Origin of the sequence: Erwinia sp. MMLR14_017 (genome assembly GCF_033657285.1) — a bacterium.
GTDB lineage: Bacteria > Pseudomonadota > Gammaproteobacteria > Enterobacterales > Enterobacteriaceae > Erwinia.
This window is the reverse complement of the sequence record NZ_JAWVWP010000010.1, coordinates 20,913-37,184: the sequence shown is the minus strand read 5'-3', so window position 1 is coordinate 37,184 and position 16,272 is coordinate 20,913. Positions and strand designations below refer to the sequence as shown.

At 57.5% G+C, this 16,272-nt stretch carries 10 protein-coding genes; 6 read left to right on the top strand and 4 right to left on the bottom strand.

The window, feature by feature from the left end:
- Positions 1–35: 35 nt before the first annotated feature.
- From tagF to SD961_RS16085, 4 genes are read right to left on the bottom strand one after another with little or no spacing between them, the layout of a single operon-like run.
- Entirely contained in the window at positions 36–728 is a 693-nt protein-coding gene (tagF, locus tag SD961_RS16100) for a type VI secretion system-associated protein TagF (protein WP_318791358.1), read from the bottom strand.
- Positions 729–744: 16 nt separating this feature from the next.
- Positions 745–2,868 (bottom strand): type VI secretion system membrane subunit TssM, encoded by a 2,124-nt coding sequence (gene tssM, locus SD961_RS16095; RefSeq protein ID WP_318791357.1) that lies wholly within the window; start codon positions 2,866–2,868, stop codon positions 745–747.
- A complete protein-coding gene (gene icmH, locus SD961_RS16090; RefSeq protein WP_318791356.1) occupies positions 2,868–4,097 on the bottom strand; it encodes a type IVB secretion system protein IcmH/DotU in 1,230 nt (409 codons plus the stop codon). The genes tssM and icmH overlap by 1 nt, the downstream gene beginning before the upstream one ends.
- Positions 4,098–4,102: 5 nt before the next feature.
- Positions 4,103–4,615: an SH3 domain-containing protein gene (locus SD961_RS16085; protein ID WP_318791355.1), complete on the bottom strand. Its 513-nt coding sequence runs from the start codon at positions 4,613–4,615 to the stop codon at positions 4,103–4,105.
- Between the two features lie 450 nt (positions 4,616–5,065).
- Here SD961_RS16085 and SD961_RS16080 point away from each other — a divergent pair, with 450 nt between their 5' ends.
- The 6 genes from SD961_RS16080 (at position 5,066) to SD961_RS16055 (ending at position 16,264) form a co-directional block, all read left to right on the top strand.
- Positions 5,066–6,346: a nitrate- and nitrite sensing domain-containing protein gene (locus tag SD961_RS16080; RefSeq protein WP_318791354.1), complete on the top strand. Its 1,281-nt coding sequence runs from the start codon at positions 5,066–5,068 to the stop codon at positions 6,344–6,346.
- Between the two features lie 281 nt (positions 6,347–6,627).
- Positions 6,628–7,890: a CmpA/NrtA family ABC transporter substrate-binding protein gene (locus tag SD961_RS16075; RefSeq protein WP_318791353.1), complete on the top strand. Its 1,263-nt coding sequence runs from the start codon at positions 6,628–6,630 to the stop codon at positions 7,888–7,890.
- Positions 7,887–8,777: a nitrate ABC transporter permease gene (ntrB, locus tag SD961_RS16070; protein ID WP_318791352.1), complete on the top strand. Its 891-nt coding sequence runs from the start codon at positions 7,887–7,889 to the stop codon at positions 8,775–8,777. The genes SD961_RS16075 and ntrB overlap by 4 nt, the downstream gene beginning before the upstream one ends.
- Positions 8,777–9,559, top strand: a complete 783-nt coding sequence (locus SD961_RS16065) for an ABC transporter ATP-binding protein (RefSeq protein WP_318791493.1) — start codon at positions 8,777–8,779, stop codon at positions 9,557–9,559. The genes ntrB and SD961_RS16065 overlap by 1 nt, the downstream gene beginning before the upstream one ends.
- A 10-nt stretch (positions 9,560–9,569) precedes the next feature.
- A complete protein-coding gene (gene nirB, locus SD961_RS16060; RefSeq protein ID WP_318791492.1) occupies positions 9,570–13,646 on the top strand; it encodes a nitrite reductase large subunit NirB in 4,077 nt (1,358 codons plus the stop codon).
- Positions 13,643–16,264 carry a nitrate reductase gene (locus SD961_RS16055; RefSeq protein ID WP_318791351.1) on the top strand — a complete coding sequence of 874 codons (2,622 nt, stop codon included), beginning with the start codon at positions 13,643–13,645 and terminating at the stop codon, positions 16,262–16,264. The genes nirB and SD961_RS16055 overlap by 4 nt, the downstream gene beginning before the upstream one ends.
- Positions 16,265–16,272: the final 8 nt, after the last annotated feature.

Here is a 16,272-nt window from a genome sequence, read left to right as displayed (position 1 = left end):
CTTTTCCTGAAGCCAGGGCCAGAGGCCAAATAACTCTATTCAAACATGGGTGGATAGAGTCCATGTCGACCCGGTTGCGCAACGGCGGCCGGATCGAATAATTGTGAAAATAGCTGAGCGGTGAGGTTACCGCTGTGTTTGTGACTGGCCAGAGGGTAGCCATCACTCTGATTTGTCCACCAGTAGCTGGTGTACTGGCTGGGATTGAACCGGGTCGCCACTTCATGCCAGGCAAGCGTGCAGGGCAGATCCTGATAACCGATAACGTCCATGATATCTGACCGGCCCGTATCCGGGACAGAGAGCGGCGGTAACGCCAGCAGCGAAGCGGCAAGCTGTTCCGGGGTAAAGATGTTACTGACAGCCTGATGAAGCGTCTTACCTAATTGCTGAAACCACTCTCCGGAGACCGCCAGCTGCGCCGGATGCCAGTGGCTGACGGCAACGCTATGCAGCGCCATCAGTGGCCAGGCGCGTCCCACTCTGTCCCTGGAGGGAAGCAGGCAGCCAATCTGCACCCGTTGAACGCCCAGCGTTGCGGGCAGAACAAAATTCCAGACGGGCGCCCGGCTGAACAGCGCGCCGTCTCGGTGATGATGCCAGTGGGTCAGCCCCAGTTGAAACCAGTTTGACCAGCTGGTCACAATATTTTCCGGCAGGCGGCGCTGAAGAAAATCGCCGGTACCGGGCAGCTTTCCATACCATCCGAGCACTGTTTTTTCTGGCATTGTCATGACCTTTTGCTCAGTGAACGTTTGATGCAAACCGCACCGGCGCAGCAATAATTGCCGGGGTGTTATCAGGCTGCCGGCCAGAATTTTCCAGATTAACCGCTAATTTCCTCATCATCAGCACATTGTCCCGTACAAAGGGTGAGCTTTGAATTTGTCGGTCCAGCAACTGGCTCAGATGCCAGTCCAACTGCTGAAGCTGCCGGGTAGTGACATTTGCCGGCAGGGTGCGCTGCAGATTTTGCATTACCCAGCCGCGCAAAAATTCACCGTCATAGCTGCGTGGCTGATAGAGCATCTGATAAGCGCGTAACGCATTGCGGCTGAACTCGCTGTCTTCCCCTTTATCATTTCTCAGGGTCAGCGTGATATTTTGCGCCACGCGCGGCAACAACAGTGATTTCAGCGCGTTTTGGTAGAATCCCCAGGCTGCATCGCTTACCTGATCGCCGCGGTAAAGTCCGCCCCGCATACTCAGCGGCGGTGCTTCCAGCGAGAACTGGCTGCTCTGCGGCAGCGCCACCAGGCTGTTTAAGAAGGGTAGCAGATCCAGGATATCCCCGGTGTTATTGTCCGTCAGTACTCTGGCCTGCTGGTGAACGGCGTCTACCCGGCTCTCTACCTGATGCAGATACTGCTTGTTTTTATAATAGCTGGTGGACCAGAGCAGGGTGGCAATCAGCAGGGCGATCCCCAGTGAGGCGTAGCCCGCCCAGTGAAGCAGCCGGTTACGGTGCTCCCATGAGCGGTCACTCCCGGCAAGGCCGCTTTCCGCAAATATCATTTCGCTCATCAACGAGCGGATAAAATAGCTCTGTCCCTTGTTAGCCGGTATCGGCGCGTGGCGATTGACCGAGTCCCAACTGGCAATAGAGTGGCCTGAAGCCAGCGGCAGCTGAAGTTTGCGCGTCAGCTCACCCATGATGCGGTCAAACGGCAAACCTTCCTGCGTGCCGCTGGTGAAGAACACGCCGCGTACCGTCCAGGGCATCTCGCCCCCTTCAGGCGTAAAGACAATATCCAGATATTCCGCCAGCAAAGGACGCAGAGAGGCAAACTCCTGCGGAAAGAGGAAACAGTCGGCCCGTAGCGTTAAATCACTCTCTTTCGCCATATTGCTGGCCAGGTCTTGCTGCAACCTGAGCGTCAGCTCGCGAAACTGGCTGTCAAACAGCGCGTTAATGACAGATTCGCTCTGCCGGTTATTTTCCCAGGGGAAGCTGAATCCCCAGATGCGATCGCGCTGCGCTTTATCCAGCGAACCGAAGTAACTCATAAAGCCCTTGAGTAAGTCGGTTTTAGTTACCATGACATAGACCGGGAAATGGATCCCGGTTTGCTGGTGCAGCTCAGACATGCGCTGGCGCAAAGAGGTGGCCTGATTAAAGCGGGCTTCAGCAGAATCGCTCAGCAGATCGGCCACGCTGACCGTCATAATAACGCCATTGACCGGCTGACGGGTGCGGTAACGTTTGAGCAGGGTGATAAAGGTTTGCCACTCGCTGGCATCGCGCGCGCGCTGGCTTTCCTGCAATGTGTAACGACCCGCCGTATCCAGCAGCACCGCTTCATCGGTAAACCACCAGTCACAATGCCGGGTGCCGCCCACGCCACGCAGGGCCGTTTTGCCATGCGTGTCGCTAAGAGGGAATTCAAGTCCTGAATTCACCAGTGCCGTGGTCTTACCCGCGCCCGGTGCGCCCACAATCATGTACCACGGCAGCTGGTAGAGATACTGGGCGTTGAAGCGCTGGAACCACCCCTGTTTTTGACTTTTTTGCTGAGAACGTTTGGTAAACTGCGTCTTCTTCAGCATCATTGCCGCCTCGCTGAAACGCGTGTTCAGCAGCTCTTCCGTCATCGCCTGGTCGGCAGCGTCGATATTGGCGGTTTGCAGATTAGTCAGCAGTTTATTATTGAACCAGGCGCGATAAAGCTGCGGGATCAACTGGAAAATGATCCACAGGAAAAAACAGAGGCCGATGGCGACCTGCCGATTAAGGGCGGGTTCAAGCCAGTGAGTGCCCTTCAGGGCCAGCTGTGGCCCCAGGACCCAAATCAGCGCGGAAAGCGCGGTAATACCCAAAAAGCCCCACAACAGGCGGCTGGAAAAGAGGGAGAACAGGCGAGATGGCATCAGGGAGTCCCCGCTGGAGGTGTGCTGCTGGCCTGAGTGGCAGGCGAAGGGAAAAGCAGGATCTCTACCCGGCGATTCTGCGCCCGGTTTTCCTGGCTGTCGTTTGGCAGCAGCGCATTGCTGTCGCCACGGCCTTCACCGCGGATCGTATGTCCTGGCTGGATCATTAACTGCTGCAGGATCTTCATCAGCGTGTGCGCCTGCGCCTGCGAATATTCATAATTAGAGGAGAAACGGCCAGATTGCACCGGCTGGTTATCGGTATAGGCGCTGACCTGAATGGTGCCTTTGATGGTATCCATGGCGGCGGCAACCCGCGTCATGATCGCCCGACCGGCGGGCGAGAGATCGGTTCCGGCAGTGTTGAAGAGCTTGTCGGAGGCAATAATAATCTTGCTGCCGTTGGTGCCGTCTGCCACATCAAGCGTTCTGGCCGCAATCAAATCGTCCAGACGTTGATGCAAATCGAGCATCGCCTGCGTGGTAGCGCTGCGCCTGACGGGTTCAGTTTTGGGTAGCGGCATTTGCCAGATTGCCCGCAGTACCGGCTCAGCCGCGTTGCCTAACCGCCAGTTGAGGCCGGACCAGATCAGGGAAGCAATAAAGGCGGTAAGGGTGATGCAGACCCAGAGCGGAACCGGTGGGCGCCAGAAAGTATTCTGGCTGGCGGGGATGACTGGCGCAGGTTCAGGCCTGGCCGGCTGCTGTCCACGGGTATCCTGGATCAGCTGGGCCAGACGGCTGCGCAGGGCATCACGTTGGATCCGGCCCTGCTCAATGCCACGATAGCGGCCTTCATAGCCCAGCAGCAGGCAATAATGAATCACCTCAAGCAGCGGCAGGTGCTGAACGGGGTTTTGCGACACGCGTGAAAGCAGCTGGAACACTTTTTCGCCGCCCCAGCTTTCATTATGAAACGTGACCAGCAGACCGTTGCCCGACCAGACGCCCCGGGTTCCCCACGGCGTTTGGGCGGCAGCCTCGTCCAGCACGCTGCACAGACAGTAACGGGTACCGATAATCATATCGAACGGTAAACCCGCCTGCTTACAGCGCGTCTCAAATAGGCGGATCTCGTCGACCAACTGCTGCCGCAATCCGGCCGGATCGTCATGCGTTGCTGCCAGACGGATCTGCACAATGGCGTTCAGCAAAGGCGCCGCTGCGGCCAGTAACGGGTTTTCCTGGCTGACGGGATAAGAAGCGTCAGCAGCACTGTCCGGGGTCATCAGGCTTACTCTAAAATCCAGGTAGCCGTATCGTTGTTGCGACAGGCTTTGCTCTTGCCTCCAACGTCAACGCACACCTTTTTTGCATTTTTACGCGGGCGGGGACGATCGCTCTTAAGCGTGGCATCATAAAGATCGGCTTTCACCCCAGCTTTGAAGGGTACATAACCTATTAATTGCTCCTGATCCGGGTCAGCTATCGCCAGCCAGTGATTTTCCACTTCACCCAGTACGGTGAACGGCTTGCCGTTTTCGAGGTAGCGAACAACTTTGCCGCTAAAGTCGGGGCTGGTCATTACCGAGGCGTTATAGAGCGCACGGTAGGTTTCGTTGACCGGAGTAAAGGATTGAGGAGCCTGGACCGCATGGCGATGGGTGAATTTGACACCATCTACTTCACTGGTTACCAGCGTGTCGTCCGTCATCGGCGGAGGAGGAGCTTTGCATCCGGACAGAGAGAGCACTGCCAACAGGGTAAACGCGATGCTTATTTTCACATTGTTCCTCATGAATTTCATCAGTGTGACTTAACGTCCACAGGCAAAACCCCAACATTTTTTGTGCGCTTTCTGCGCTGTTTCGCCGCAGAGAGCATTAAAAATTATTCAGGTTTACAGAAAGATATCTACGGCAACAGTTTACATTAGGCTTTTGAGAATGGGAACCATTGCAGAGCGCCTCTTTACATGTTATCTGGCCGGAGATAGGTGACAATCTTTGCCTGAAAGGTGACAACAAGTCAATTTGATTAGTAGGAATAATCTGTATTCATGCCGCCTGCAGCAGGGTTTTGCGCAGGGCCAGAGTTTAATTTTTCTGGCAACAATAGAAATATCAGATTTACTTAACCATTTTTCCTTCTGTTTCGTTGAACGCTGCGCGCCTTTTTCAGCGAAAAGCCAGAGCGAAACGCTTAAGGCACAGAAATTGCTTCTTCCTGAAAAGCCCAAATATTATGGAGATGCAAAATGAGTGGAACCCTTTCTGCGGCTCACTCCTGGCTGCTCGCTTCGCAACAGTGTGAACGGGCCGGACTGCAAAATTTGCTGCAGACTGGTCGTCTGACCGACGTAATAAGCCAGCTTATCCATGAGCTGCAGCGTGAACGTGGGGCCAGTAACATCTGGCTATGTTCTCAGGGGCAGCTGTTTGGGGAAGAGTTGCCGCTCAGAGCGCAGCAGGTAAGCCAGGCAATAAACAGCCTGATGCGCCATCTGCCGCCGCTGCCTTCTGCGGAGCACGCGTGGCCGGGTAATCGCCGTTTGTTCTGCAGAATAGCCACTGCGCTGCATGCCATCAGCGAGCTGGCAGCGCTGCGGGAAGGCGTCAGGCTTTTCCGGTTCACTCATTCCGGTGCGATGGATCGGTTCAGCTACATCATTCGTCAACTGCTTAACCTGGTTTTTGAAACGATCGACACAGCCACCGATCGCGATGTTTCCAGAGCGCAAATCGCCATGTTCACTTTTATGCAGGGGAAGGAGCTGGCGGGTCAGGAGAGGGCGATCGGTTCGGCAGGCTTTGCCGCAGGCCTCTTCAGCCCAGAGCAGAGTGAGAAAATAGTCAGCCTGATAGCGTCTCAGGAGCGCTGCTTTGCCAGCTTTGTCCAGTTTGCTGATGCCCAAAGCCTGCAAAAATGGCGGCAGGTCAGCAGCGATGAAAATGATGTGGAGCGGTTAAGGCGCATCGCCTGCACCCGCAGCCAGCCAGAGGCAGAGGGGAATGAGATGGCACTGCGCTGGTTTCAGTTAATGTCCCGACGTATCGACGGACTGAAGAGCATTGAAGATGGCCTGGCTCAGCAGCTGTTGCTGCGCTGCCGCGACAGTCTGCGGGGGACTGCAGACGCCAGCAGTGGCGAAGCCGCTTTACAGCAGAAGGTGGATCAGCTGAAAAATGAACCCGCTTATACGGTCTTTGTCGCCAGTAATGAGGGAATGGCCAGTGGCGGACCGCTGGAAACGGACGGGCTGATGCCTGAACTCGGGCGCTCCGTGCTTGGGCTGGTTCAGGAGCAGTCGCAGCGATTGCAGGCGCAGGATGATGAGCTGGCCGCAATGCGGACAACTCTTAACGAGCGCAAGGTAATCGATCGCGCTAAGGCAATGCTGATGCAGCACCACGCCTACAGCGAAGAGCAGGCCTGGCAGATCCTGAGAAAAATGGCGATGGATCAGAACCGTCGCATGGTGGATATCGCCAGCGCGCTGCTCTCGGTTGCCGCTGTTTTCCCCACTACCTCCAAATGAGTAGTTGCACAAAGGGTGTGCGAATTCTGCCTCATGCTGGGGCATATCTGGCGTCGCGGTCAGCGACGTTGAGAGCTTCCATCCCCGTAGCGCAAGGATTCAGGCACCCTACAACGCCTGAAGAGAATCTGGCACAGCCTTTGCAATAACTTTTATCACAATGATGCATTTGTTTCGCCAATGGCGGTGGAGCGAGTGCTTTGGATAAAGGCGTCCTGCCGCATGCTTTCAGCATGCTGGTCGGACGCCTTTTTTTATGCATTTTTTTCAGGAAGCCCAAGATGAGTAAACCGAGATTTCCGCTCTCCAGACGACGATTTCTTGCCGGAAGCGCCCTGCTTGGCGGCGGTTACCTGATCCCCGGCCTGATGAACAGCGTCTGGGCTGCCGGCTCCGATGCGCCGGAGAAAACCACCGTCAGAGTGGGCTTTATTCCCCTGACAGACTGTGCGCCGGTAGTGATGGCTTCTCTTAAGGGCTTCGATAAAAAATATGGTATCACGCTGCAACCCAGTAAAGAGGCGAGCTGGGCGGCGGTGCGTGACAAGCTCACTTCCGGGGAGCTTGATGCGGCACATGTTCTCTACGGCATGATTTATGGCCTGCAACTGGGCGTAGCCGGACCGCAGCATGAGATGGCGAACCTGATGACCCTGAATCAGAATGGCCAGGCCATCTCTTTGTCGAATCAGCTGAAAGAGGCCGGAGTCACGGAGGTAACCGGCTTGCAGAAAGCAATAAAAGGGCAACCTGCTGGCACCTATACCTTTGCACACACCTTTCCAACCAGCACCCATGCGATGTGGCTTTACTACTGGCTGGCCAATGGCGGTATCGATCCCTTCCGGGACGTGAGAACCGTGATCGTCCCGCCGCCGCAAATGGTGATGAACATGAAAATTGGCAACCTGAGCGGTTTCTGCGTGGGCGAACCCTGGAACGAGCGCGCCATCAGCGACAACATCGGTTTTACCGCCGCAACCTCCCAAAATATCTGGCCGGATCATCCTGAAAAGATCCTGGGTACCCGCGCGCAGTGGGTAAAAGAGAATCCTCATACCGCCCGGGCATTGACCGCCGCCGTGCTGGAAGCTGCACGCTGGATTGATGCTTCCGACGCAAACCGCAAAGAGACCGCGCTGGCGATTGCCGGACGGGCTTACATCAATACCAAACCGGAAACGATCGAGGGCCGGATGCTGGGGCAATACAGAAACGGGCTGGGGAAAAGCTGGCAGGACGCCCATGCTATGCGCTTTTTCAACGACGGTGCGGTCAGCTTTCCCTGGCTCTCTGACGGCATGTGGTTCCTGACCCAGCAGAAGCGTTGGGGGCTGCTTAAGCAGCATCCCGACTATCTGGCGGTGGCTAAACAGATCAACCAAATCGATATCTACAAGCAGGCAGCCAGCGCGGTGGGCAATATTTCCCTTCCTGCCAGCGCGATGCGCAGCAGCACGCTGGCAGACGGCAAGGTTTGGGATGGCAGCCAGCCCGCTGAGTATGCCGACAGCTTTGCAATTCACTCTGGAGGTCAGAAATGAAAAATCAGGCTCGCGTAGTGCCGTTAATCGTAAACACCCCAACGGCAGAAGCCAGTGTTATCCCGTTAAAAACCCGTGCTGAGCAGCCAGAGCCGGTCAGACGGCAGTGGTTACGTCCGGCTATCCAGCGTCTTCTTCCCGGTTTTTGTGGCATGGGTTTGCTGCTGGCGGTATGGCAACTGGCCGCCCTCTACAGCAGGGGGTTTCCTGACCCGGCATCGACCTGGCAGGCTGCGGTTACGCTGTTTGCCGATCCTTTCTATAACGCAGGGCCGAATGATCAGGGGATTGGCTGGAACGTCCTGGCCTCGCTGGAGCGTGTGGCGACAGGCTTCGGCCTGGCGGCGCTGGTGGGCATTCCCGGAGGATTTTTACTGGGCCGCTTTACTTTTCTCGGGCGGATGTTCAGTCCGGTAGTGGCCCTGCTGCGCCCGGTCAGCCCGCTCGCCTGGTTACCGATAGGGCTGCTGCTGTTCCAGCGTGCGGAGCCAGCTTCCAGCTGGACCATCTTTATCTGCTCTATCTGGCCGATGATTATCAACACCGCCGAAGGGGTAAAGCGTATCCCCGAGGACTATCTCAACGTGGCCCGCGTGTTGCAGCTCACGGAGTTAACCATCCTGCGTAAAATTCTTTTTCCCGCCGTATTGCCGTCGGTACTGACCGGCGTGCGTCTCTCCATCGGCATTGCCTGGCTGGTGATTGTGGCAGCCGAAATGCTGACGGGCGGGCTGGGGATCGGCTTCTGGATCTGGAATGAGTGGAACAACCTGAACGTGCAAAACATTCTGGTGGCAATCGGCATTATCGGGGTGGTGGGGCTGCTGTTAGAGCAGGGACTGATGCTGCTGGCGCGCCGTTTCTCATGGCAGGAAGGAGGCAAATGATGCAACCCATTATTCAGGTACAACAGGTCACCCAGCGTTTTAACACCGCCAGAGGAGAATTCCTGGCGCTGGATAACGTCAGCTTCGATATTCACCAAGGCGAAACCCTGAGCCTTATCGGCCACTCAGGCTGCGGTAAATCAACGTTACTGAATCTTATTGCCGGTCTGACTCAACCAGGTGAAGGCGTGTTGTTGTGTGATAACCGTGAAATTGCCGGTCCCGGTCCGGAGCGCGCGGTGGTGTTTCAGAACCATTCGCTGCTGCCCTGGCTGACCACCTATGACAACGTAGCGCTGGCGGTGAATCAGGTGTGCAAAGGGCAGAGTAAAGCTGAAAAGCACGCCTGGATACTGCACAACCTGGAGCTGGTACAGATGAGCCACGCGCTGACCAAACGTCCCGGCGAGCTGTCAGGGGGCATGAAGCAGCGGGTCGGGATTGCCCGTGCGCTGGCGATGAAACCAAAGGTGCTGCTAATGGACGAACCCTTCGGCGCACTGGATGCCCTGACGCGGGCACGCCTGCAGGACGCGGTGATGGAGATCCAGCAGAGACTTAACACCACCATTGTGCTGATCACCCATGATGTGGATGAAGCGGTACTGCTTTCAGACCGGGTGGTGATGATGACCAATGGGCCGGCGGCAACGGTGGGAGAAATCCTGACGGTCGATCTGCCTCGTCCCCGCAGCAGGGTGGCGCTGGCCGATGAGCCGCGTTACCAGCATCTTCGTCAGCAGATACTGCATTTTCTCTATGAAAAGCAGTCAGCGGCGTAAGGAGAGGATGATGGCGGAGCATCTGGTGGTGATAGGGAACGGCATGGCGGCAATGCGCATGGTTGAAACCCTGTGGACGCTGGCGCCTGAACGTTACCGCATTACGGTAGCAGGGCGTGAGCCTTACGGGAATTACAACCGTATCCAGCTCTCGCCTGTACTGAGCGGGGAAAAGTCTTTTGCTGAAACCCTGTTGCACACGCCCGAATGGTACCAGCAACGCGGCATCACGCTGCTCAGCGGTGAAGAGGTGCTGTCACTCGATCTACCCAGCAAAACCGCAAGCACAGCGTGCCGCACGCTGCACTGGGACCAGTTGGTGCTGGCTACCGGATCTGAACCGGCAATGCCTTTTATTGCGGGCATTGAGCAGCCGCATGTCAGCGGCTTTCGCAAGCTGGCTGACGTAGAGCAGATGCTGGCGGACGACGGCCCGGTGGTGGTGCTGGGCGGGGGGCTGCTGGGGGTGGAAGCGGCGGCGGCGCTTCGCCTGCGCGGCAGAAGCGTCACTCTGCTGCACCGTAACGGCTGGCTGATGGATCGTCAGCTGGATGCTAAAGCTGGAGAACTGCTGGCGGAAACCCTGACGGCACGAGGGATTGTCTGCCGGATGAACAGCGGCATTCAGCATATTGGCAGCAGAACCGTCACTCTGACCGATGGCAGCCAGCTTGCCGCTGCCAGGGTCATTGTGGCGGCGGGCGTTATGCCAGCGCTAAGCCTGGCGCAGCAGGCGGGGCTTGCCTGCAACCGTGGCGTCGTAGTGGATCGCCAGTTTCGCACTTCGGTGCCAGAGGTCAGTGCCATAGGGGAGTGCTGTGAGATTGAAGGCGAAACCTTCGGGCTGGTGGCGCCATGTCTTGCTCAGGCTGTTCTGCTGGCGCAACGGCTTGCAGGCGCACCGGTAAAGGATTTTTACACCGAGGATAATGGCACCCGGCTCAAAGTCACCGGCATTGAAATATTCAGCGCCGGGGAGATTACCCAGAGTCCGGGCACCCTCTGCGCCACCGCTTTTGACCCCACAGATCGCCACTATCGCCGCCTGTTTTTCCGCCAGAACCGGCTGACAGGGATACTGCTTTACGGCGATATAAGTGACGCTGTCACTTTACTGCCCCTGATGCAAAACAGCACCCCGACCCACACCAGCGTGCTGTTCGATCCCACTAACCCAGCGCAGCCTCAGGCTGCAGGAAGCATAAAGATGAGCAAACCTACACTCGTTGTAATCGGCCACGGTATGGTTGGCCACCATTTTCTGGAGCAGCTTGTTGCCCGACAGCTTCACCAGCAGTATCACATTGTGGTGTACGGTGAAGAGCGTCATGTGGCTTATGATCGGGTGCATCTTTCCGACTATTTTGCGGGTAAAGGGCACGCTGAGCTGTCGTTAGTGGCCGGAAACTTCTTCGCTGATCACGGTATTGAGCTGCGTACCCATCGGCCCGTGGTGGCTGTTGATCGTGAGCGTCGCTGCGTGCGCGAGGCCAGTGGTCATGAAATGAGCTGGGACAAACTGGTGCTGGCGACCGGTTCTTATGCTTTTGTTCCTCCCATTGCTGGTAATGACAGCCCTGGCTGCTTTGTCTACCGCACGCTGGACGATCTGGATGCTATCGCAGCGAAAGCGCAGCACTCACGCAGAGGCGTGGTGATAGGCGGAGGCCTGCTGGGGCTGGAAGCGGCCAACGCGCTGAAACAGCTGGGGCTGGAAACTGAAGTTGTTGAGTTTGCACCGCGCCTGATGGCGGTCCAGCTGGATGAGGGCGGCGCTGGCATGCTGCGGCGTAAAATCGCTGCGCTGGGCGTGCGGGTGCATACCAGCAAAGCTACCCAGTCAATTGAAACTCTGGAAGAGGGCAAGTTGCGGCTGAACTTTGCCGATGGCAGCACGCTGGAGAGCGATCTGGTGCTGTTCTCCGCAGGAATTCGTCCCCGCGATCGGCTCGCCGCAGAAGCCGGGCTGGCGCTGGGCGCACGCGGCGGCATCATCATCGACACCAGCTGCGCCACCTCTGACGAAGACATTTTTGCCATTGGCGAGTGCGCGTTGTGGCAGGAACAGATTTTTGGACTTGTTGCGCCCGGCTATCAGATGGCCAGGGTGGTTGCCGACACGCTGGCTGGCGAAGCGTCACAGTTCAGCGGCGCAGACATGAGCACCAAACTCAAACTGCTGGGTGTGGAAGTCGCCTCTTTTGGCGATGCGCATGGGCGCACGCCGCACAGCCAGAGCTACAGCTGGCACAACGAACCGCAGGAGATCTACAAAAAAATTGTGCTCTCCGCAGATGGCAAAAGATTACTGGGCGGCGTGCTGGTGGGCGACAGCAGCGACTACAACACGCTGTTACAGTTGATGCTCAACAGCCTGCCGCTGCCATCCCAGCCAGAAACGCTGATCCTGCCTGCCATGGAAGGCGCGCCGGTCAGAGCGCTGGGCGTGGCGGCGTTGCCGGAGAGCGCTCAGGTCTGTTCCTGCCACAATGTCTCGAAAGGCGATCTCTGTGCGGCGGTCTCAGGCGGCTGCGGCGATATGGCCTCGCTGAAAAGCTGCACCAGGGCGGCCACCGGCTGCGGCGGCTGCGCTGCGCTGGTTAAACAGGTAATGGAGCATCAGCTCTCCACCCTGGGCGTTGAGGTGAAGAAGGATATCTGTGAGCACTTCGCCTTTTCGCGCCAGCAGCTACATCATCTTATCCGCGTGGAGGAGATCAAAACTTTTGACGCGCTGCTGGAAAAACATGGTCACGGGCTGGGCTGTGAAGTGTGTAAACCGCTGGTCGGCTCTCTGCTCGCCTCCACCTGGAATGAGTACCTGCTGAAACCGCAGCATCTGCCGCTACAGGATACTAACGACCGCTATTTTGCCAATATTCAGAAAGACGGCACCTATTCAGTGGTCCCAAGGATCCCGGCGGGGGAAATTACTCCTCAGGGATTGATTGCTATCGGCGAAATTGCCCAGCGTTACAACCTCTACAGCAAAATTACTGGCGGCCAGCGCATCGACTTATTTGGCGCTACCCTGGATCAGCTGCCGGAGATCTGGCAGCAGCTGCTGGCCGCAGGGTTTGAAACGGGCCACGCCTACGGCAAATCACTGCGTACGGTGAAATCGTGCGTGGGTTCTACCTGGTGCCGCTACGGCGTACAGGACTCTACCCGCTTCGCCATCGATTTGGAGAACCGCTATAAGGGCTTACGTGCCCCGCATAAAATCAAAATGGCGGTGTCAGGCTGTACCCGCGAGTGTGCTGAAGCGCAAAGCAAAGATATTGGCGTGATTGCCACCGAGAAAGGGTGGAACCTCTATGTTTGCGGCAACGGCGGGATGAAACCGCGTCACGCCGATCTCTTTGCCAGCGATTTGGATGACGCCACGCTGATCCGCTATGTCGATCGCCTGCTGATGTTCTATATCCGCACCGCTGACCGCCTGCAACGAACCAGCGTCTGGATGGATAACATGGAAGGGGGTCTGGCCTATCTGCGCGAAGTGGTTATCGGCGACTCGCTGGGCATTGCGGCCGAACTGGAGCAGGAGATGGCGAGGGTGGTGGCGTCCTGGCAGTGCGAATGGCAGACCACGCTGGCTGACCCCGAACGTCTGGCGCTGTTCCACGCCACGGTCAACAGCACCAAACCTGATGAGTCCGTACGCTGGTCGCAGCAGCGCGGCCAGATCCGTCCGGCGAGCGATCCGCTTCCTCACTTTGTTTCAGGAGAAGTTCTGCCCTGGACCGAAGTGTGCAGGCTGGATGAGATCCCGCCTCAGGCCGGGATTGGCGCCCGCTTTGGCGGCGAGCGTATTGCGCTGTTCCGGCTGAATAATGAGGTCTTTGCGCTGGAGGATAAAGAGCCGGGCACCGGGGCCAGCGTGCTGTCGCGCGGTATTCTTGGTGACAGCGCGGGCGAAGCGATGGTTGTCTCTCCGCTCTATAAACAGAGATTCCGCCTGCGCGATGGCCTGGCGCTGGATAACAGCGGAACAGCGGTACGCTGCTGGCCGGTGAAAGTCGAAGGCGGAAGGGTATTAATTGCCACGCCTGAGTATATTGCGCTACAGGCGGAGGCATCATGAAAACCACCTGTCCCTATTGTGGCGTAGGGTGCGGGGTGGAGGTGTTGCCGCAGCCTGACGGCAGTTTCCTGGTCAGCGGTGATACTGAGCATCCCGCTAACTTCGGCAGGCTCTGTGTAAAAGGATCGGCCCTGGGCGATACCTCAGGGCAGGCGGGCAGATTATTACATCCGCAGATAGCGGGTCAGCAGGCCAGCTGGTCTCAGGCGCTGGATGAGGTAGCGCAAAGGCTGCAACAGGTTATTGATCAGCACGGCCCGCAGGCGGTGGCCTTTTATGCTTCTGGTCAGCTGCTCACTGAAGATTACTACGTTGCCAACAAGCTGATGAAAGGCTTTCTGGGCGTAGCCAATATCGATACCAATTCACGCCTGTGCATGGCTTCGGCGGTGGTGGGTTACAAAAGAGCGCTGGGTGCTGATGCGGTTCCCTGCTGTTACGACGATTTCGACGCTGCCGATATGGTGATCCTGGCGGGGTCGAACACCGCATGGGCGCACCCGGTCGCCTGGCAGCGGCTGGTGCAGGCGAAGAAGGCCAGGCCAGAGATAAAAGTGGTGGTGATCGATCCGCGCCGGACCGCTACCTGCGATCTGGCCGACTTACATCTGGCCCTGAAACCCGGCAGCGATGCGGCCCTGTTTAACGGCCTGCTGCACTGGCTGGAAGAGAATCAGCAGAGGGATGAAAGCCTGGCGGAGCATCTTCTGGGGCTGGAGGAAGCTTTAGCCACAGCTGCGGAGTGGAATGTTGATGCCGTAGCGGAATATTGTGAGCTCAAGGTCACGGAGGTACGGGAATTCTACCGGCTGTTCAGCGCTTCTGCGGCCACGCTGACGCTCTATTGTATGGGAATCAACCAGTCCGGCAGCGGCAGCGACAAATGCAATGCCATTATCAATGTCCATCTGGCGAGTGGCAAAATCGGTCGGGCAGGCTCTGGCCCCTTCTCTTTAACCGGTCAGCCCAATGCGATGGGGGGCCGTGAAGTGGGTGGCCTGGCAAATCAGCTGGCGGCCCATATGGGTTTCTCTGCGGCAGAGGTGGAGCTGGTACAACGCTTCTGGCAAAGCCCGAGGATTGCCAGCCAGCCGGGCCTGCAAGCGGTCGAACTGTTTCAGGCAGTCGGACGCGGTGAGGTGAAAGCGATCTGGATAATGGGAACCAATCCCGCCGTTTCACTACCGGATGGCAGCGCCGTACTGACCGCGCTGAAGAGGTGCCCGTTAGTTATCGTGTCGGATGTCTGCGCTGCAACCGATACCACCGCACTGGCCCATATTCTGCTACCTGCTCAGGGATGGGGGGAGAAAAATGGCACGGTCACCAATTCCGAGCGTCGTATCTCCAGACAGCGGGGGTTTACTGCACCTGCGGGTGAAGCGATGCCTGACTGGTGGATCTTGTCACAGGTTGCACAGCGGTTAGGATTTTCCGGGGCGTTCGACTGGCAGCACCCTGCGGAGATCTTTCGTGAGCATGCCGCTTTGTCAGGTTTCGGGAATAATGGCCAGCGGGCTTTTGATATCAGCGGGCTGGCGAAAATCGATAATCAGCAGTGGGAGAGGTTGCAGCCCATTCAGTGGCCGGTTAATCAGCAACATCCTGCTGGCTGCGCCAGATTATTTACTGACCTTCGCTTCTTTCATCCCGATGGCAAAGCACGCCTGATCGCCGTTATTCCACGCCTGCCGGTAGCGCAGGCCGATCGCCACTATCCCCTGATTGCCAACACCGGCCGCATCCGTGACCAGTGGCATACCATGACCCGCACCGGCACGGTTCCGCGCCTGATGCAGCATTATGCGGAACCTTTTTGCGAACTGCATCGGGACGATGCGCGGCACTATGGTCTGCGGGAGGACGATCTGGTGAGGGTCCAGTCCGACCGTGGCTGGATGGTGTGTCGGGCGAAAATCAGCGAAGGCGCGCTGCGTGGCAATCTGTTTCTCCCCATGCACTGGAACCGTCAGTTTTGTAGCCAGGGCAGCGTGGATGCGCTGATTGCGCCGACCCTCTGTCCCGAGTCCGGGCAGCCGGAAAGCAAGCAAACCGCCGTACGCGTGCGCCGCTGGAAAAGTGACTGGCAGGGCATTTTATATCTGCGTGAGGCAGCCTCGCTGGGAGAAAGTGCCTGGTGGGCCAAAATTCCGCAGGTGGGAGCAATCCGTTACCACCTTGCGGGAGAGGGAACGGCGCTGGCCTGGCTGACTGCTCAGGGGCTGCTCAGCGGACTTCAGCTACAGACCGCGCAGGCTGATAAGGGCTATTTCCATCTGCTTGGCTGGAAAAAGGGGTGCATTGAGCTGGCCTTCTACAGCGATCGCGAGAGGCTACCCGATATTGATAACGAGAGCGTAACCGGCGCCTTTACTCAAGCCCCGGTTACGCCTCAAGGTCGTTTTGCGCTGCTGGCTGGTCAGGCTCGCGCTGGCAGCAGCCAGGGCAGAACGATTTGCAGCTGTTTCGGCGTCGGCGAACAGCGGATTGCAGCAGCGATTGCCAGCGGATGCGACACCACCGAAGCGCTGGGCGTGGCGCTGAAATGTGGTACCAACTGCGGCTCCTGCTTACCAGAACTTAAACAGCTGATTGCCTGCGCGCAGTCGCCAGTCTGAAAGAGGTT

Coding starts and splice junctions, on each gene's coding strand:
- nirB (WP_318791492.1), top strand. CDS start 9,570: ATGGCGGAGCATCTGGTGGTGATAGGGAACGGCATGGCGGCAATGCGC.
- ntrB (WP_318791352.1), top strand. CDS start 7,887: ATGAAAAATCAGGCTCGCGTAGTGCCGTTAATCGTAAACACCCCAACG.
- SD961_RS16080 (WP_318791354.1), top strand. CDS start 5,066: ATGAGTGGAACCCTTTCTGCGGCTCACTCCTGGCTGCTCGCTTCGCAA.
- SD961_RS16055 (WP_318791351.1), top strand. CDS start 13,643: ATGAAAACCACCTGTCCCTATTGTGGCGTAGGGTGCGGGGTGGAGGTG.
- SD961_RS16075 (WP_318791353.1), top strand. CDS start 6,628: ATGAGTAAACCGAGATTTCCGCTCTCCAGACGACGATTTCTTGCCGGA.
- tagF (WP_318791358.1), bottom strand. CDS start 728: ATGCCAGAAAAAACAGTGCTCGGATGGTATGGAAAGCTGCCCGGTACC.
- icmH (WP_318791356.1), bottom strand. CDS start 4,097: ATGACCCCGGACAGTGCTGCTGACGCTTCTTATCCCGTCAGCCAGGAA.
- SD961_RS16085 (WP_318791355.1), bottom strand. CDS start 4,615: ATGAAATTCATGAGGAACAATGTGAAAATAAGCATCGCGTTTACCCTG.
- SD961_RS16065 (WP_318791493.1), top strand. CDS start 8,777: ATGCAACCCATTATTCAGGTACAACAGGTCACCCAGCGTTTTAACACC.
- tssM (WP_318791357.1), bottom strand. CDS start 2,868: ATGCCATCTCGCCTGTTCTCCCTCTTTTCCAGCCGCCTGTTGTGGGGC.